Source organism: Pseudomonas retamae (assembly GCF_043496865.1).
In the GTDB taxonomy this organism is placed as follows: Bacteria; Pseudomonadota; Gammaproteobacteria; order Pseudomonadales; family Pseudomonadaceae; genus Aquipseudomonas; species Aquipseudomonas retamae.
Map to the genome: position 1 here is coordinate 649,066 of NZ_JBIEIL010000001.1, position 16,733 is coordinate 665,798.

Genomic DNA, 16,733 nt, shown 5'->3' on the forward strand with positions numbered 1-16,733 from the left:
GATGAAGCGTCACTGCTCGCGGGTCACCGTCAGCGCAACCACGGCTATGCGCTCGGCCAGAGCATATTCAGGCTTGACCAGTTCTTCGCCGAACACGTCCGGGTCAAGCTCTTCATAAGTCCACGCATACCTGCCGCCGGCCACCAGCGGTTTGATCGCTTCGAGGAACGGATCCTGCCCGGCCTGAATCGCCACCCCGGTGTAGACCAGCAACGTCCCGCCGAGTGCCAGGCGCGGCAATGCTTCACGCACGATGCGCACCGACAGCCCCTCGCCCAACGCCCCGCCACCGTGGCGATAGGCGCGCTGATGCTGGTCGTTCATGTACGGCGGGTTGGCGATGATCAGATCGAACTCACCTTCGACGCTGGCCAACAGATCGCTGTGATACGCCGAGACATTGTCCGCTCCGGCCAGTTCTGCATTGACCGCGGTCATGCGCAACGCCTGCGGGTTGATATCGACCGCCAGCACCTCGGCCTCGCGGCGTGCCCGGGCGATGATCACGGCCCCCGCGCCGCTGCCGCAGCCAATGTCCACCGCACGTTTGATCGGGGCGAAGCGTTGCTGCAATTGCGCTTCGATGGCCCGGGCGAAGCGATAGGTATCGGGGCCGAAAAACACCGCGTCGTTGGCGGTGGTGGGAAACGCTGAATGCACGAACAAGCGGTCATTAAGCGTGGACCAGCGCACATGGCTACGCCACATGGAACCCTGCTGCTCGATGATCCCCGCCTGTTCCAGAAGCCCCAGCTCATCGGCAGAAAACAGCTCGCTGGCAAACGGCATCGACCAGCCGAACACATCGCGAAGATCCTTGGCCAACGGGCTGGCGAAACGTTTATAGACCCGTTCGTGGGTCAGCGGCGTCGGGGTGATAAAACGATAACCGCTGTCCTGCAAGCGTTTACCCAATTCGAATAGCGTTCGATCCGAAGTTTCCTGTAGCGACATGCAGCCTCCTGTGGTCAACGCAAACGGTCACGCAATTGAATAAAGCGTCGGGTCGCAAACAGCCCGGCCGGACGCCAGTGTCGCTGCGGTTGCAGCCAGGGTTGCAGCTTGCGCATCTGTTCCACAGGCGGGAGATTTTCCAGGCTTTTCTCCAGCGTGCGCTGCTCGGCATCGGCGATCTCGAGTTGCTCATCGGCTGCCGCGCCTCGGCGTGCGACGTAGGGCCGGTGCGCGTTGTCCGGGCAGTCACCGGTGATCCAGTCGCTGAGCAATTGCTTTTCGTAGCCGTTGAACACCCCGAACATCACCGCTTCGCTGCCCTCGATCAGGCGCCAGAAACGGCTTTGCTCGACCGGTTGGCCACGTTTGATCCAGCTTTTGCGCTCCAGCGCCGCGAGGAAATCGGCCATCTGCCCCGGCGCCGCCAGCCATTGATTGATGGTGCGGTCTTCGATTCGGCAATAGTCCGAATGCATGTGCTGGCCGAAGATTGCCTTGCGTTCGAGCATCGACACCACGGCCCGCTGCAGATCGAATTCCTGAATGACCGCCGTCGAGCCCTTGCCCAGATCGTTGAGGCGGTAACCGACGGTCATGCGCCGGTAAAAATCCTCGCGCTCCGGACCCGCCGGGATCAGCCGCAACAGCGCTTGCACGGCCTTGCGCGCATGGCCGGTGCTGGCGTTATCGATGGTCACGTGCAGACGGAAATATTGCGGGTCGATGCCCAGCTCGGCCAGTTCGTACGAGCTGATCAACAGGTGCAGAGGTGGCTGTTCGTAGCCAAGGTTGTAGCCGATGACTTCCGGCAGAAACTCATCGCCGAAACGTCCCAGCGCCAGTTGCAGGGCGCCTTGCAGAAAGTATTCATCGGCCAGACCTTGCAGGTCGGCGCAATCGTGCTCGGCCAGCAACTTGCGATAGATCACTACATGGTTCTGGCGTGGGACGCCGTCGCCCAACTCCTCGAGATAGGTATCGAGCAGGTAGTCGAATCGCTGGTCTTGCCAGTGCGCAGGAATACCGGCCAGCCAAGCGCCGTCGACCTCTTTGATCGGCGCCACATGCTGAAGGAAATACAGCGCGTGGGACTTGTTGCGGAAATAACGCCGGTCCGCACCCTGCTGGCGCGCCGACAAGTACTCGGCGTATTGCGCCGCGACATCGGCACAGTGCGCCTCGGACCATTGCGCCAGCGCCTCAGGTTCTGACGGCAGATCCACCGGCAGCTCGGCGGCCAGGTTCAGTTGTTGGCGAAGCAAATCGTAGGCAAACCGGTCAACCGCAGAATCTTCCGCCAACAGCCGATCGTAAAGATCGTGGTAAGAGACCGTCTGCAACACGGCCCTGTGTGAAGACTTCTTGATCGGGATGTCGATCAGCGTCATGGCAGCTCCCCTCATCAAATGCATGCTCATAAACGAGAGAGTCGCCGCCGGTTAAAATAATTCCTTTTTTCAGCGCAGCGACGGAGCCAACGGTACATCCCTTGGAGCCGAGTTCATCCGGTGCTGGAGAACTGCCCGGGCAGTAGAGACCGCCCAGGCAAATCGCTGGCTTGTTCGGCAAATCGCTTGCGCAAAAGCGCGATTACTTTTTCTCTTCGGCCGACTCGCCTTGCTGTATCTGCAGCGACGCCTTGCTCTTGTCGCCTTCCTTGTTAGGTGCATCGTTCGAGCCTTCGAAGCAGCCTTGCAGCAGCAACATTGAACAAAAGCCCAGGCATACGCAGAGGGTTTTCATGGGTGTCTCCTGACGGGGTTGGGGAATATTCGGCGTTGCTTACGCGGTCGCTGGTTTAGCAGTGGTAGCGCCATCGGCACCGGGCTCCAGCTTGACCTTGATCCAGCCGTGCTGATGTTTATCGAATGCCTTGAACGCCGATATCGCATCGGTCAGCGGTTCGTCCTGGGTGATGACCTTTGCCGGATCGACGCGACCGGCCAAGGTCATTTCGATCAGCTTTGGGATGTACTTGCGGTGGTGGCAGTTGCCCATGTTCAGGCGCAGGTTCTTGTTCATCGCCGCGCCGATCGGGAAGCTGTCGAAACCGGCCGGGTACACGCCGATGATCGACACAGTGCCGGCCTTGGCCACCGCCTGCACCGCCCATTGCAGGGCTTGCGAGGGCTCATCGCCCGGCTGCCATTGCGCAGGTTCGTGGGCGCCGTGGTGGGCATGGTTGGCGTCGATGCCGACCGCATCGATGGCGCAATCCACGCCAATGTCGCCGGTCAGGCGGGCGATGGTTTCAAGCGGGTCTTCCTGTTCGAAATTGATGCACTCGGCGCCCAACGCCTGCGCGCGTGCCAGACGATCTTCGAGGCCATCAATGGCGAACACGCGGCCAGCGCCCATCAGCTTGGCGCTAACGATAGCGAACAGCCCGACCGGGCCGCAGCCGAACACGGCGACGGTGTCGCCGTCCTTGATCTCGGCCATTTCCGCACCAAACCACGCGGTGGGCCAGATATCCGACATGGCGATGGCCTGGTCGTCGCTGATTGCATCGGGGAGTTTGATCAGGCCGATGTTGGCGAACGGAATACGCGCTTTTTCGGCTTGCAGGCCGTGAAACGGGCCGGTGGTTTTCGGCCCGCCGAAGAACGAAGTGCCGGCGGTTTTGCCGTTGGGATTGGCGACGTCACACTGGGCGAAATAACCGGCGCGGCAGTACGCGCAGTTGCCGCAGGCGATGGTCGACGGGATCAGTACGCGATCGCCGACCTTGATATTGCGCACGTCACTGCCCAGGGCTTCGACGATGCCCACGCCTTCGTGGCCGAGGATGGTCCCGGGTTGCATGTCCGGGGCGCTGCCGCGAATGAAATGCAGGTCGGTGCCGCAGATGGCTGAGGCGGTCAGTTTGACGATGGCGTCGGTCGGGGCCTGGAGGGTCGGTTCGGGGACTTCGTCCAGGCGTATGTCGCCGATGCCGTGAAAGACGATGGCTTTCATTGTCTTCTCCCGTTGGGTGGTGGGTTTATGGGTTGAGGTGCGGTTGGGCGGCAAGGTTTCATCGGGGTTTTGGGTGGGCTGATTAGTGGTCGGATTTTCCATGTGGGATTTGTGTTGGAGCCGCCCCTCACCCCAGCCCTCTCCCCCAGGAGAGGGAGCCGATTTTGGTTGGTTTCAAAATTTGCATTCGACTCGATATTGCACGTTGCCGTAGCCCTCGCATTCCCCGCGATCAGTCCCCTCTCCCTCCGGGAGAGGGATAGGGTGAGGGGCTTTTGATCTTTGGGCACCGACCATCGGTAAACTCATTGGAATTTTTTCCGTACCCCCTGACTCCTTTGGCTATGAGCCTAAGGAGGAACTCATGAGTCGTACGGATATTTTCACCATTGAATACTTGCTTCACGGTCAGCCCCGGTCATTTGTCATCCGCGCTAAAAACATGAGCAACGCGGATGCGTGGCACTGGGCGAGTTGTGATGCGGGTATTGCGCCGATCCCGAAACCGGGAAAACCGCCGCTGAAGGCCATTTCGAAACCGCAGGCAGAACGGTTTGGCATCACCGAGGTGAAATGGCGCGAGACCACCGCTTTGGTGTGGACGGAGGCTTCATCATGACTTCAACGACGTCATCGGCTGGCTTTTCAAGTGAGGATGAGGACGACGAACCGGCGCGGATCAACGCCTTGTTTTACGAAGCGGACCGCCTTGAGGAAATCGCCTACCGACTGTTCGACGAGAGCAGTCGCAACGCGGCGATGTGGGAGCATTTCAACCAGGCCAAGGCAGTGGCGGACGCCAAGCGCACCGAGGCGTATCAGGCCTTCATGCAGCTGCGCAGGCGCTCGCGAAGCTGACAATTTCGAGGACTGAAACCACAACACCCGCCATTCGACGGGTGTTGCAATGTGTGCCGTTCAGCCCTTGCTGTGTTCCGGCGACGAAGGCCCTTCCTTGACGCCGCGCGGGCCGGCGATGCCCCAGACGATCAGGCCCAACACCGGGAACACGATCAGGCCGATGGCCCATGCGGCTTTGGTGCCGACGCTTTTCTCGCTGCGAAACACACTGACAATCGCCCACAGGTCGACCAGCAGAATGATCACCGCGACCGCTATCGAAAAGTAACTCGTTGCCTCGTTCATGGCGCACTCCTCCAATGACTGGTATGCATTGGGTTGTGCGATCAGATCAGCGTTCAAAAAATCCGCCGCTGGCCTGATCGCCGTGCACTGTTATTGGCAAATCGCGTTCATGACCCGGTAACCGTCAACCAGCGGCGCCTTGCTGACGTCCAGTTTGATACGGCAACCCTGCCCCGCTTTCTCGCCCCATTTCATGCTGTAGACCTTGCCCTCACCCACCGACAACAACACCTGACCTGCCTGACCGACGACGCCGACGCTGGCGCCTTTGTCGTCGGTGACGGTGGTGCCGAAAGGCGGCAGCTTACCGTTTTGCAGACGCACGTTGAGCAAGACCTTTTCCGAGCGGCTGGCGGCGAAGCTGGCCTTGACCACGGCACCGCGGCGCGGCACGACATTGGTCACGCCTTCGGCGATGTCGACGTCGTTGTCCAGCTCGCTGGTGTCCAGCGAAACGCGGTTCTTGCGGTACGGCGTGACGTACGGCACCAGCGCGTAACCCTTGGCGTTGGTCTTGGTCCCCGGGGCGTTGAGGATGCCGACGTCCTTGGTGTCCTTGACCTCAACCAGCGCCACGGTTTCGCCCAGGGTCTGGCCGAACTCCACGCCGTCGCTGTGGCCGAGCACCGAGCCAGCCGCGCTGACGGAGGTCTGGCGGTAACCGCTGCCGACGCTGACCCCGGCGCCAAGCTGGGCGAACGGTGCGCGGTAGCCGACCAGGGCCGAGCCGTTGTTGCCGGCATTGTCGGAGCGGTTGGCGTTGACGTTGTAGTTGAGGTTGCCGTCGCGACCGCTCAGGCCGGCGCGCTGGTCGAGGCTGCCGTCGTTGTTGCGGGTCACGGTGTAGGTGCCGGTGCTGCGGGTCTGGCCGATCGGCATCGACACGGTGAACACCACCTGATTGTTCTGGCCGAAATTGTCGGTCAGGGTCTTGCTGGCGTAGACGCCGTAGGTCACGCCTCTGTGCTGGGTGTTGAAGCCCAACTGCATCTGTTTATCTTCACGCGAGGTGCCCCAATAGTTCTGCTTGCTCACGTTCAGATAGAACGAGCCATAGCTGTCGAGCGCCTGATTGACGCTGGCCTCGACCTTGCTGCGCTTGGAGAAATTGTTGAAGTCATTCGGCTCTTGCAGGGCCACGGCTTCATCGAAGTCACGATAGCCTTCGGTGGAATAGCGATAGCCGGCGAAACGCACCGAAGTGCCGGTTTCGAACGCCTTGCCGTACTGCACACCGAAACTCTGACCTTTTTCCTTGCCGGCCTTGCTTGCGACGGTCGTCGTGCCTTGCGGTACGTCGGTCTGCGCCTGGGTCACGTCAAACGACACTGCGCCGAGGCTGCCCAGGCTTTTGCCGACACCGATCACGCCAGCACGATAGAAATCGGCACCGAGCAAACCGCCGTACAGCGTCAGGTCGAACGGCAAACCGTAGGCCAGCGACGCCTGGGCAAACGCCGGGCGCTGGCCGCCATCGACGGCGTTATACTCACCGGCAGTCACGCTGTAGCGCCAGGTCTTCTCGCGCAGCATGTTCGCCAGCGTGGCGTACGGCTGGGTGAAGCGACGCTCGCGGCCGTCGGCTTCGGTGATGATCACTTCCAGGTCGCCACTGCCCGACGCAGCGTTGAGGTCGTCGATTTCAAAGGCGCCCGGTGCCACATAAGTGGTGTAGAGCGAGTAGCCGTTCTGGCGCACTTCGACTTTCGCCTGGGTCTCGGCGATGCCACGAATGATCGGCGCGTAACCCTGCATCGAATCCGGCAGCATGCCCATGTCGGAGGCAATCTGCGCACCGCGAAACGGAATGCTGTCGAACACATCGCCCGGCGTGAAGCTTTCGCCCAGGGTCAGGGTGCCCTTGATCGCGGTCAGGTCGCGCTGTGCATAGGTGTTGCTGCGCTGCCAGTCCTGCTGCCCGTCTTCGTCCTGACGAAACGAGGAGCTGGAGCGAAAGCGCCAGTCGCCGAGGTTGAAACCACCGTTGGCGTAGAGGTTGTATTGCGTGCCATTGCCCCGCGCATCGCTCTGGGTGTTGGCGGCGGAAAACTGATAGTTGAGCATCGCCGCGTTGATGCCACGGTCCCATTCCTGGGGCGCCACGTAACCGGCAGCATCACGACGCAAGGCGATCTGCGGCACGCTGATGTCCAGCGCCAGACGGCCGGCATCGAAGCTCACCGAAGCGCCTTCGATCAGCTCGGCGAGGTTGATGCAAGCCGGGAAGGTTTCGCCCGGGGTCAGAAACGCATCGACCTTGACCCCCATCTCCTTGAGAAACGCCTCGGACAGGCAGACGCGCACTTCGCCGTCCTTTTCATCCTTGGCGAAGGTCATGTCGCGGCGATCAAAAAAGCTCTGATTGAGGCGGATCACCACCGGGTAGGTGCCGGGGCCGATCGAGCCGCTGTTGGCGATCGCATCGAGATCGAGGTTGGGCCCGGCGCTGGCACCACCGAATGACTGCATGAAACTGGCGTCAAACTTCGCTGGTTCAGCAGCGCTTGCCACACTGCTCATCAGGGCTGCGATGATCGCAACGGACAAGCGCAATGGGGTGAAAGGCACGGTGACGCAGTGAAGGTTCGAGGCATCGGTTCGCATGACAAATACTCAATACGCTGCCGCCACGCTGCGCAGGCAGCGCGTGGACTCGTTCGCAAGGAAAGGGATGAAGACGTTAAGGCGCGCTGCTTGCGGCGACTTTTTTCGGCGCGGTGTAGCCGCCGTAGTCGTTGATGGCGGAGAACTCCACCTCAGCGGAACTGGCTTTGAAGCCCGGCAGCGGATAACGCTGACTGCTCATCGGCGCGACCATTTTCGGCTCGTTGACCTCAAGGCTCTGGCCACCCGCAGCGACTTTCACGCCGATGAATGAAACGTGAAACACCGACGGGTTGTTGACCACCAGCACGGTCTTGCCCTGCTCTTGCGCCAGGCTCCAGCGCAGTTGATCCGGGGCTTCCATGGCGCTGCCCTTGAGGCCGGCCGGGCGATAGAACAGCTTGATTCGCGTGCGCATGGCGATCTTCAGGGTGTTGGCGTCCGCCTTGCCGGCCAGGGGGATTTCCTGGGCGTTGAAGTAGAAAACCGATTCGCGGTCCTGCGGCAGATCGCCGGGGACTTTCTGGATGCGCACCATCTGCTCTTTGCGCGGGTCCAGGCGGAACAGCGGCGGCGTCGCGACAAACGGCGTGGCGGTGTTGCTGTCATCGGCTTCGGTGTTGACCCAGGCCTGCACAGCGTAGGCCTCGGGCGTGGTGTTGCTGACCGTGATCGAGGCATCACGCTTGCTGCCGTCGTACACGATCCGCGTGCCGCCGAGCATCACCCCGGCCTGGCTGAAGCTGCTGAGCAAAGTGCTGCCGAGCAACATCGCGGCGATCGCGGTGGTCTTGAAGGGGGTGGTAAACATCGTCATTGCATTTTCCTCAAGTCAGCACGGCATCAGCGCCGTGGCGAGGGGAAGGACAGCCGGGACCACACGGCCCCGGCCGTTGACCGGACTTATTGGTAGTCGACGGTAAACGCAGCCTTGGCATTGGCCGGACCGGATGTCGCCGCACCGGTGGCGATGTAGTTGGCGGTAAAGCGCAGCGGCTGGGTCAGGTCCAGGTATGGCGAGGAATCCAGGCCGAGCTGTACGTCTTTGCCGGTGGCGTCCTTGATCTGTACCGCCACGTTGGTAGCGACGCCAGCTTCCGGCAGCAGGCCGATCCACTGACCGCTCGAACCGGCGTTGCCGCTCAGCGAAAGGAACTTGACCACGGCTTTCTTGCCGGTGACGTTGCAGCCTGGTGCAGTGGTGTCGATGGTCAGGGTGAACGCACCGCCACCAGCGATCTGACCAGCCGAGGCCAGGGAGGTAGCAGGCACGCTGCCGAGGGTGACATCACCGGCACCGGCCGAACCGTTCAGGTCGGAAACAACCACCGGGCAGGTGTTGTCGGTCACGCTGCCGACGAAGTTGATTTCACCGTCAGCCGCCAGAGCAGCCTGCGAAGCAGCGGCCATGACCAGCGCCAGAGACAAACCTTTGAGAGCAAAATTTTTCATGATCACATCCAGAATGATGATGGTATGTCCTTCGCCTCAAGCAGGCTTCGGGACGGATAAACGACGCGCTCTCGACTGTTTATGTGTAAGTCACAACGCGTTTCGTCTGGGTCCATTATCGAGATCGGACAGGGTTGGCTATGTAGGCAAATTCCGTGCGTTTGTAGGACTTTTCCTACTGAGGAGGTAATGACAGGTAGCCATTTCCGGCCTTCGGCAAGTGGGCTGCTACAGGTGTTGTGAGGGTTTGGGAAAGTGTGGCGAGGGCAGACTGCTTTTGATCTTTATCACCGGAGACATAGACGGCTGAGGCTTGGAATCAGCCTGAAAATCAAAAGCCCCTCACCCTAGCCCTCTCCCAGAGGGAGAGGGGACTGACCGTGGTGGATGCGAGAGTTACGCCAACATTGGATACCGAGTTGAACGCAAGTTTTGAACAGCCCACAAATCGGCTCCCTCTCCAGGGGGAGAGGGCTGGGGTGAGGGGCAGCCCCACCACAAATCCCAAACCAACCACCCGCTTCCAACCACTCAACAATGAGCGTTAGCTCGCGTGCCCTTGATCTTGATCTTGCCTAACCAGCGACGTCGGAAGGCTGAGCGCAGGGATCGATCCGGGCGTGGGAGCGCAGCGACCGTACGACGCAGTCGTACACAGCGGAAGGAGGTGCAGCGAAGCAAACCGTAGCCGCTGCGCCCGGATCGATCCCGGAGCGAAGGGACCCGAGCCTGCGAGGGCCGAACGCAGGAGCAAAGCCTTTTGGTTCCTTTTTGGCGTCTGAAAAAGGGACTCGCCGTAAGGGCGAAACCGCCAGAAGCAACACCCGCAGCAATGGATATATACCCGGTCTGTTCAATACAGAATCAACGATAAGTCACCGTAAAACTGGCATAACCATTGGCCGTCCCCGGCTGCGGCGTCGGCCCCTCACCCGTCTGAATATAACGCGCCTTCAGCGGCACAGAGGTCACCCCATTGACGATGCGCGTCAGCCGCACCGGCTGCCCGAGATTCATCGGCGTACCGTTAGCCTGCAGAACCTGAATCGCCACCCCCTGCGCCGTCGAATCACTGGACAGACTCAACACCCCGTTAGCCGCGTCGATGATGGTCGAAGTCTTGTTGCCATCGATCTGGATATTGGCGTAGTTACCGGAAAAATATCCGTTGGTGTTCCCAGGGTAGTTACTGCCAGCAATGCACGAATTCAGCGTGATCGCGAACGACTGCGCCTGGGTCGTAGAATTCTTGCCGTTGAACACGCGCTTCTCCCAGTTGCCCATCGGCACATTGATCTGGTTTCCCGGCGAGGCAGGCATGGCACAGCCGGCCAGGGTCACGGTGGCAGTAAACGTCAAATCGAACATCGGCCCCATGTCCGAAGTACCCGTGGCGACCAATTGATTGATGGTGTGGGTACCCGGGGCAATGTCACCGGTCTTGATCAGTGCATAACGCATCATCGCCTGATTCATGAACGCCGTACTGGCAGTGCTGCGGTTCATATTGAAGGGGATGAAACGACTCGGGTTACCCGGCGGCTTATTCCACTCGGCGGAGAAACCGGTCATATAGATCGCCAGGCCGATGCCGGGAACATTGGTCTGCAGCAACGCATTGGCCGGAACCCTCAAAACGTCTACCGGAATGTTGACTGCCAGCGGACCGATCAACGTTGTGTTGTAGATCGCCGTGCCGTAACACTCCAGCGTGTCACCGAAATTGAGCTGGCGCATGGTGCCGTTGGCGTTCAACGTCGTGCCGATCGGCACGTCACGCGGCGCAAACACCGTGCCGCCGGTCAGCGTCAACTGCTTCACGGAATTATTGCCCGAAGCCCAGGAGCATGCCGCCATGGCCGGTGCTGCCATCAACATCAACGCCGCGGCACCCACACCGCCCAGCATCTGTAAACCGATCTTCATTGGAGTTGCCCTGCTGAGAAGAAAACGGCCGTTGAATGCAGGCTGACTGCACCCGGACGTTGTTGGCGGTTTGCCAACGATGGGCGTGATTATGGGTAACGGAAAGCGCTCACCGAATAGCCGGCTTCCCGTTGACTTGTAGGAATTTTCTCAGGGGTCGCACCGTATTCAGCTGCCCTTCCCTAGCGTCCAGTAGGCCCTCGGCCAAGTGTCAGCTCGCTTGCTGTTGATCTTGATCACCAGCGCGTTGGAGGATTGGAGGCTGAAAATCAAAAGCCCCTCACCCTAGCCCTCTCCCGGAGGGAGAGGGGACTGATCGTGGGGGATGCAAAAGGTACGCTGACCTGAAATACCGAGGCGAACTCAAGTTCCAAATCAACCGAAATCTGCTCCCTCTCCCTCGGGAGAGGGCTGGGGTGAGGGGCGAATCCACCACAAATCCCAAGCCATGCGACGCTTCTAACCACTCAACAATGAGCGTTAGCTCGCGTGCTTTTGATCTTGCCTAACCGGCGACATCGGAAGGCTGAGTGGAGGGATTGATCCGGGCGTGGGAGCAAGCCTTTTTGGGTACTTTTTCGGCGTCTGGAAAAAGTGCCTCGCCGTAAGGGCGAAACCCTAAGCAGCCGTTACCGCAGCAACGGATATGTACTCAAACCCAAAGACTCTGCGCCTGAAAAAAAGCCTTCGCGAGCAGGCTCGCTCCCACTGGGGAACTGTGCCCCCTGCCAGATCTGGTCGGCCGCTCGCCAGCAAACCGCCCCCTACAGAATCGATACAGAATCAACGATAAGTCACAGTAAAACTGGCATAACCATTAGCCGTCCCCGGTTGCGGTGTCGGCCCGTCACCGGTCTGAATGTAGCGCGCCTGCAGCGGTACTGATGTCACCCCGTCGACCACGCGCGTCAGACGCACCGGCAGTCCGAGATTCATCGGCGTGCCGTTATCGCGCAGAATCTGAATCGCCACACCCTGCGCCGTCGAATCGCTCGACAGACTCAACACCCCATTGGCCGCATCGATGATGGTCGAGGTTTTGTTACCGTCGATCTGGATGTTGGCGTAGTTGCCGGTGAAATAGCCGTTGGTGTTCCAGGGATAGTTACTGCCGGCAATGCACGAGTTGAGTGTGATCGCGAACGGCTGCGCCTGGGTGGTGGAGTTCTTGCCGTTGAACACACGCTTTTCCCAAGTGCCCATCGGCACGTCGATCTGATTGCCCGGCGCCGCTGGCATCGAACAGCCCGCCACGGTCACGGTGGCGGTAAAGTCCAAATTGAAAATAGGCCCGCGATCCGACGTCCCCGTCGCCACCAACTGGTTGATGCTGTGTGTGCCGGGCGCAATGTCACCGGTCTTGATCAGCGCGTAACGGACCATGACCGACGGCATGCCGCTTAACGCTGTGGAGATGTTGAGGGTGAGCCTGAACGGAACGAAACGCGACGGGTTACCGGCCGGCATCTGCCACTGCCCGGCAAAACCGGTCATGTACATCGCCAGTCCAACCCCCGGCACGTTGGTCTGCAAGATCGAGCCGGCCGGCACGGTGATGGTGTCGACCGGAATATTGTTCACCACCGGGCCAACCAGTGCCGTGCTGTAGCTCGCTTGCAGACCACAGACCAGGCGATCACCAAATGGCAGATCGCGGATGCCGCCGGTAGTGTTCAGGGTGCTGCCGACCGGGACATCGCGCGGGGCAAACACCGTGCCGCCGTTGAGGGTCAGTTGCTTGGGCGTCCAGTCACTGGAGCTCCAGGTGCAGGCGGCCATTGCCGGCGCGGCTGCGGTTACAAGCAAAGATGCGCCGAGCCAGCCCAGCAGTCGTGATCCGATGTTCATGCGTGCATGCCCTCGTAGATGAAGCGATGGGCGTTGGCTGCCCAGCGTTTCTGAACGTGGAGATTTGACTGGCAGCGTTGCCAGCAGAGGGCGGATTATCGGAAAACGAAGGGACTGAGCCTGTAGCTTGCGTCCCACGAACTTGTAGGAAATTTCCTAGCCGCCAAGATTATCGATGATTCCTTTCTCAGCTGGATGAAACTTCCCTCAACACAGAACGATCTCCTGAACATCACAAAATCGGGAGAACACCATGAAATGCTACCTGTGCGGACTCGATGCGAAGAAGACCGACGAAGCCCATGGCGGCCAACTCGTCGACTGTTCCGATTGCGGCATTTACCGGGTTTCAGGCCTTGTTCTGAAAGAGCTTGGCGCCAAGCGATTCGACTTCTCGCAAATGCGTGATGACTTGCATCGGCAGCGGCAGTTCAACGCCACGCTGGTCGCCGAGATCAATACCGAGACCGCGATCTGGGCGTAAAAAAGCCCGGTTTCCCGGGCTCGTCGTCAGCCGTGCTTGACCAGATTCAGCGCCGGTAGCGGGCCGCCGGGGAACTGTGCCAACAGGCCCTGTTGAACACCGCCCAGATCGATGCCGTAAAAGCCAAGGTCGGCGATCAGCGCCGCGACGCGCTCTTTGCTGGCAGCGTGTTCACCGGAGTAAAACAGCACCCGCTTGCCGCCCTCGGCGGCGGGGTCGCTCAACAAAGCCGCCAACAGATGATTGAAGGCCTTGACCACGTGCGCGCCGGGCAGCAGTTGCGCAACCACTTGCGATGACGGTACGCCGTGCAGATCGACCGGCTGAAACAGCGGCGCTTCGATCGGGTTGTTGGTGTCGACCACGATGCGCCCGTCCCACGGCCCCAGATCGCGAACCGCCTCGGGGAGTTTCGACCAGTTCACTGCGAGGAAAACCATATCCGCCCGGCTGGCTTCCTGCGCCGTCACCGGCCGCGCCAGCGGCCCCAACTCGTTGGCCAGCTCGGTCAGGCTCTGCGGCCCACGGCTGTTGGCGATGCTGACCGGCAGACCGGCATTGACGAGCAATCGTGCGATGGCCGAGCCGATGGCGCCGGTGCCAATAATGCTGATAGTCATGATGCTCTCCTTAAGCGGTGAAGCCGCCGTCGACGATTAATTCTGCGCCAGTAACAAATCCGGCCTGTTCGCTGGCAAGGTAAGCCACCGCCCCGGCAACGTCCTGACCTTCGCCGTAGCGGCCCATGGCGATATTCGGGCGAAGGAAGTCTGCTATCGGACCATCGGCCGGGTTCATGTCGCTGTCGGTCGGGCCGGGATGCACGGTGTTCACGGTAATGCCGCGCGGCCCGAGATCGCGCACCAGACCGCGACTGAAACCGGTCAGAGCACCCTTGGTCAGGGTGTACGCCGAAGCGGTACCGAAGGCGGCGTACTGCACCATCGAACTGCCGATGTGGATGATCCGACCGCCCTGCCCCATGTGTTTGAGCGCTTGCTGGGTCGCGACAAAGACCCCTGTCACATTGACGGCGAGGATGCGTTGGAAATCATCGAAGGCGATGTCCTCCGGCGCACCCAATACGCTGATACCGGCATTGTTGACCAGAATGTCGATTTTGCCGAGGCGTCGAGCGACCTCGTCAATCGCCGCGCGCACCGCTTCGGGGTTGCCCGCATCAGCCGCCAGCGCCAGTGCTTGTCCGCCGGCTGCGACCATTTCGTTGACTACCGATTCGGCACGCTCAGGCGATGCGTGGTAAGTGATGACGACCGTTGCACCGTCGGCGGCGAGACGCTTGGCGATCGCTGCACCGATGCTGCGCGAGCCACCGGTGACGACAGCGACTTTGCCTGCAAGTGTTGGTGTGGAAGTGTTCATGTTCAAGCCTCTTGTTCAGGTGTGTGAAGTTGATGAGGCTATGAGACGCTTTTTGATCTTCCACAAGTAGTAGGAGCTGACTAGAATCACTTTCAATCAATGCTTGAAGGTGCAGGTATGGAAACGCTGGGCAATCTGCTGTCGTTCGTTCGCAGCGCCGAGTCCGGCAGCTTCTCCGCCGCTGCCCGACGCCTGGGCCTGAGCCCTGCTGCAGTCAGCCGCAACGTCGCGCAGCTGGAAAGCAATCTAGGGGTGCGACTGTTTCAGCGCAGCACCCGCAAACTTACCCTTACGGAAGCGGGTGAGCGCTTTCTGGCGAATGTCGGTTCAGGGCTGGACAGTGTGCAAGCCGCGATTGCCGATGTCGCCGGCAATGCCGGAGCGCCTTCCGGCATTTTGCGTTTGAGCGCGGCGCCGGGGTTCGCCAAGGACTTTCTCCTGCCGCTGATGCCCGATTTTCTCCAGCAATACCCTGCGGTGATCCCCGAATGGCAGGTCGACAACCGTCAGGTCGATCTCATCGCCGAAGGTTTCGATGCGGCCATCGGTGGCGGCATCGAGCTGGCCCAGGGCGTGGTCGCCAGAGCCATCGCTCCCGCGCATCTGATCCTCGTCGCGTCGCGCCAATATCTGGCCGGTCACGGGCGTATCGAGCGTCTGGAACAACTTGCGACGCTTGATCACCTGGCCATGCGCTCGGTGCAGACCGGCAAGGTTCGCAGCTGGATGCTGCAGAGTTCCGACGGGCAACGCGCGCCACTGGAGATCACTCCACGCTTGCTGGTCAATGATCCGCAGGCGTTGTGTCAGTGCGCGCGTCTGGGCCTGGGCGTCGCGCTGCTGGCGGTGCCGGATGTATTGCCGTATCTGCAGGACGGCACGCTGGAACGGGTTTTGCCGGACTGGCATGTCGATGCCGGGCAGATCTATCTGTACTTTTCCAGCCAGAAATTATTGCCGGCCAAGACCCGGGCATTCGTCGATTTTTTGGTCGAGCGTGCCCGCGCAGATCGCTGGCAATCCCTGCTCGATGCCCGCCAATCGTCAGCACACGCCAGTGCTCACATCCGGTAATGCTCCAGCAGAAAGTCGACGAACAAACGCACTCGCGCCGGCATCGCCGGACCGCCGACGAACACCGCATGGATCGGCTCGTCATCGCCCGGATTCCAGGTTTCCAACAATGAAATCAACTCGCCACGCTGCAGATCCTCTTTCACGCTGAACTCGCCGATCCGCGCGATGCCGGCGCCGCCCCGCGCGAGTTGCGCCAGCGCTTCACCGCTGTTGCATTCGATGCTGCCGCTGACCTTCAAGGAGAACACCTGGCCGTCGCGGATGAACGGCCAGTTGGGTTCGGCGCGGCGAAAGTTGAAGCGCAGGCAGTTGTGCCGCAGCAAGTCTTCCGGTTCCTGCGGGGTGCCGTGGCGCTCAAGATAGTCGGGCGAAGCCACCACCACCTGACCGGTGACGCCGAGTCTGCGCGCGGTCAACGGGCTGTCCGGCAAATGCCCGAAGCGCACGGCGACGTCGGCCTGGCCACCGAGAATGTCGACGACTTCATCGCCCAGGGTGAGGTCGACCACGATGTTCGGGTACCGCGCGCTGAAGGCGGCAACCAACGGCACGATCGCCAGCCGCCCATGCACGAGGGCAGCGCTGACCCGCAAGCGGCCGCGCGGCACGCCTTGGTCGGCGATGGCCTCTTCGACCTCGGCCATGTCGGCCAGAATACGCCGCGCGCCACGCAGAAACGCCTCGCCTTCGGCGGTAAACGTGAGCGCCCGAGTGGTGCGCAACAGCAGGCGCGTGCCCAGACGCTGCTCGGTGCGCGTGATGATCCGGCTGACCGCCGAGGGCGTCAGCCCCAATGCGCGCGCAGCGGCCGATAGACTGCCTTCGCGCGCTACCGTGACGAACACGTCCATTTCACCTGATCGACCACCGACGTCCATTTGTGATTCCTGCGCAAAGGTGA

General features: G+C 60.9%; 17 protein-coding genes. 4 read left to right on the forward strand and 13 right to left on the reverse strand.

All coding sequences use genetic code 11. The annotated features are described in order from the left end of the window. Window positions 1–9: 9 nt before the first annotated feature. From ACGSLL_RS02675 to ACGSLL_RS02690, 4 genes are all read right to left on the reverse strand, one after another. The gene (locus ACGSLL_RS02675) at window positions 10–954 is read right to left on the reverse strand and encodes a methyltransferase (RefSeq protein WP_394502876.1); all 945 of its coding nucleotides are present in this window, start codon (window positions 952–954) and stop codon (window positions 10–12) included. 14 nt (window positions 955–968) lie between these two features. Beyond that, window positions 969–2,342: an iron-containing redox enzyme family protein gene (locus ACGSLL_RS02680; RefSeq protein ID WP_394502878.1), complete on the reverse strand. Its 1,374-nt coding sequence runs from the start codon at window positions 2,340–2,342 to the stop codon at window positions 969–971. A 202-nt stretch (window positions 2,343–2,544) separates the two neighbouring features. Then, window positions 2,545–2,697 (reverse strand): hypothetical protein, encoded by a 153-nt coding sequence (locus ACGSLL_RS02685; protein ID WP_157720699.1) that lies wholly within the window; start codon window positions 2,695–2,697, stop codon window positions 2,545–2,547. A 39-nt stretch (window positions 2,698–2,736) separates the two neighbouring features. Further along, window positions 2,737–3,912, reverse strand: coding sequence for a zinc-dependent alcohol dehydrogenase (locus ACGSLL_RS02690; protein ID WP_394502881.1), 1,176 nt, complete (start codon window positions 3,910–3,912; stop codon window positions 2,737–2,739). 364 nt (window positions 3,913–4,276) lie between these two features. Between ACGSLL_RS02690 and ACGSLL_RS02695 the strand changes: the two genes are divergently transcribed. Together ACGSLL_RS02695 and ACGSLL_RS02700 are read left to right on the forward strand one after the other, a co-directional pair. Beyond that, window positions 4,277–4,531, forward strand: a complete 255-nt coding sequence (locus ACGSLL_RS02695) for a DUF6555 family protein (RefSeq protein WP_394502883.1) — start codon at window positions 4,277–4,279, stop codon at window positions 4,529–4,531. Further along, the gene (locus tag ACGSLL_RS02700) at window positions 4,528–4,770 is read left to right on the forward strand and encodes a hypothetical protein (RefSeq protein WP_394502885.1); all 243 of its coding nucleotides are present in this window, start codon (window positions 4,528–4,530) and stop codon (window positions 4,768–4,770) included. Before ACGSLL_RS02695 ends, ACGSLL_RS02700 begins: the two co-directional genes overlap by 4 nt. Window positions 4,771–4,830: 60 nt before the next feature. Here ACGSLL_RS02700 and ACGSLL_RS02705 read toward each other — a convergent pair whose 3' ends face one another. The 6 genes from ACGSLL_RS02705 to ACGSLL_RS02730 form a co-directional block, all read right to left on the reverse strand. Next, entirely contained in the window at window positions 4,831–5,058 is a 228-nt protein-coding gene (locus tag ACGSLL_RS02705) for a PLD nuclease N-terminal domain-containing protein (RefSeq protein WP_090283861.1), read from the reverse strand. Window positions 5,059–5,148: 90 nt separating this feature from the next. Then, window positions 5,149–7,662, reverse strand: coding sequence for a fimbria/pilus outer membrane usher protein (locus tag ACGSLL_RS02710; protein WP_394502888.1), 2,514 nt, complete (start codon window positions 7,660–7,662; stop codon window positions 5,149–5,151). 76 nt (window positions 7,663–7,738) lie between these two features. Continuing rightward, entirely contained in the window at window positions 7,739–8,479 is a 741-nt protein-coding gene (locus ACGSLL_RS02715) for a fimbrial biogenesis chaperone (protein WP_394502890.1), read from the reverse strand. An 86-nt stretch (window positions 8,480–8,565) separates the two neighbouring features. Beyond that, window positions 8,566–9,114, reverse strand: coding sequence for a fimbrial protein (locus ACGSLL_RS02720; RefSeq protein WP_394502892.1), 549 nt, complete (start codon window positions 9,112–9,114; stop codon window positions 8,566–8,568). A gap of 864 nt (window positions 9,115–9,978) precedes the next feature. Beyond that, window positions 9,979–11,040: a fimbrial protein gene (locus ACGSLL_RS02725; RefSeq protein ID WP_394502895.1), complete on the reverse strand. Its 1,062-nt coding sequence runs from the start codon at window positions 11,038–11,040 to the stop codon at window positions 9,979–9,981. Window positions 11,041–11,823: 783 nt separating this feature from the next. Continuing rightward, on the reverse strand, window positions 11,824–12,888 hold the full coding sequence (locus ACGSLL_RS02730; protein WP_394502897.1) for a fimbrial protein: 1,065 nt from the start codon (window positions 12,886–12,888) through the stop codon (window positions 11,824–11,826). Window positions 12,889–13,141: 253 nt separating this feature from the next. Between ACGSLL_RS02730 and ACGSLL_RS02735 the strand changes: the two genes are divergently transcribed. Further along, complete coding sequence (locus ACGSLL_RS02735) at window positions 13,142–13,372, forward strand: hypothetical protein (RefSeq protein WP_394502899.1); 231 nt, start codon at window positions 13,142–13,144, stop codon at window positions 13,370–13,372. A 26-nt stretch (window positions 13,373–13,398) separates the two neighbouring features. Here ACGSLL_RS02735 and ACGSLL_RS02740 read toward each other — a convergent pair whose 3' ends face one another. Together ACGSLL_RS02740 and ACGSLL_RS02745 are read right to left on the reverse strand one after the other, a co-directional pair. Next, window positions 13,399–13,995 carry an NADPH-dependent F420 reductase gene (locus tag ACGSLL_RS02740; protein WP_394503096.1) on the reverse strand — a complete coding sequence of 199 codons (597 nt, stop codon included), beginning with the start codon at window positions 13,993–13,995 and terminating at the stop codon, window positions 13,399–13,401. 7 nt (window positions 13,996–14,002) lie between these two features. Beyond that, window positions 14,003–14,755: a 3-oxoacyl-ACP reductase family protein gene (locus ACGSLL_RS02745; RefSeq protein WP_394502901.1), complete on the reverse strand. Its 753-nt coding sequence runs from the start codon at window positions 14,753–14,755 to the stop codon at window positions 14,003–14,005. A 117-nt stretch (window positions 14,756–14,872) separates the two neighbouring features. On the opposite strand from ACGSLL_RS02745, the gene ACGSLL_RS02750 reads away from it, so the two are divergent. Further along, window positions 14,873–15,829, forward strand: coding sequence for a LysR family transcriptional regulator (locus tag ACGSLL_RS02750; RefSeq protein ID WP_394502903.1), 957 nt, complete (start codon window positions 14,873–14,875; stop codon window positions 15,827–15,829). On the opposite strand, the gene ACGSLL_RS02755 is transcribed toward ACGSLL_RS02750, so the two are convergent. Beyond that, window positions 15,817–16,710 carry a LysR family transcriptional regulator gene (locus ACGSLL_RS02755; RefSeq protein WP_394502905.1) on the reverse strand — a complete coding sequence of 298 codons (894 nt, stop codon included), beginning with the start codon at window positions 16,708–16,710 and terminating at the stop codon, window positions 15,817–15,819. The two genes, ACGSLL_RS02750 and ACGSLL_RS02755, sit on opposite strands and share 13 nt — an antisense overlap. Between the last annotated feature and the right edge of the window lie 23 nt (window positions 16,711–16,733).

Coding starts and splice junctions, on each gene's coding strand:
- ACGSLL_RS02675 (WP_394502876.1), bottom strand. CDS start 954: ATGTCGCTACAGGAAACTTCGGATCGAACGCTATTCGAATTGGGTAAA.
- ACGSLL_RS02680 (WP_394502878.1), bottom strand. CDS start 2,342: ATGACGCTGATCGACATCCCGATCAAGAAGTCTTCACACAGGGCCGTG.
- ACGSLL_RS02685 (WP_157720699.1), bottom strand. CDS start 2,697: ATGAAAACCCTCTGCGTATGCCTGGGCTTTTGTTCAATGTTGCTGCTG.
- ACGSLL_RS02690 (WP_394502881.1), bottom strand. CDS start 3,912: ATGAAAGCCATCGTCTTTCACGGCATCGGCGACATACGCCTGGACGAA.
- ACGSLL_RS02695 (WP_394502883.1), top strand. CDS start 4,277: ATGAGTCGTACGGATATTTTCACCATTGAATACTTGCTTCACGGTCAG.
- ACGSLL_RS02700 (WP_394502885.1), top strand. CDS start 4,528: ATGACTTCAACGACGTCATCGGCTGGCTTTTCAAGTGAGGATGAGGAC.
- ACGSLL_RS02705 (WP_090283861.1), bottom strand. CDS start 5,058: ATGAACGAGGCAACGAGTTACTTTTCGATAGCGGTCGCGGTGATCATT.
- ACGSLL_RS02710 (WP_394502888.1), bottom strand. CDS start 7,662: ATGCGAACCGATGCCTCGAACCTTCACTGCGTCACCGTGCCTTTCACC.
- ACGSLL_RS02715 (WP_394502890.1), bottom strand. CDS start 8,479: ATGACGATGTTTACCACCCCCTTCAAGACCACCGCGATCGCCGCGATG.
- ACGSLL_RS02720 (WP_394502892.1), bottom strand. CDS start 9,114: ATGAAAAATTTTGCTCTCAAAGGTTTGTCTCTGGCGCTGGTCATGGCC.
- ACGSLL_RS02725 (WP_394502895.1), bottom strand. CDS start 11,040: ATGAAGATCGGTTTACAGATGCTGGGCGGTGTGGGTGCCGCGGCGTTG.
- ACGSLL_RS02730 (WP_394502897.1), bottom strand. CDS start 12,888: ATGAACATCGGATCACGACTGCTGGGCTGGCTCGGCGCATCTTTGCTT.
- ACGSLL_RS02735 (WP_394502899.1), top strand. CDS start 13,142: ATGAAATGCTACCTGTGCGGACTCGATGCGAAGAAGACCGACGAAGCC.
- ACGSLL_RS02745 (WP_394502901.1), bottom strand. CDS start 14,755: ATGAACACTTCCACACCAACACTTGCAGGCAAAGTCGCTGTCGTCACC.
- ACGSLL_RS02750 (WP_394502903.1), top strand. CDS start 14,873: ATGGAAACGCTGGGCAATCTGCTGTCGTTCGTTCGCAGCGCCGAGTCC.
- ACGSLL_RS02755 (WP_394502905.1), bottom strand. CDS start 16,710: ATGGACGTCGGTGGTCGATCAGGTGAAATGGACGTGTTCGTCACGGTA.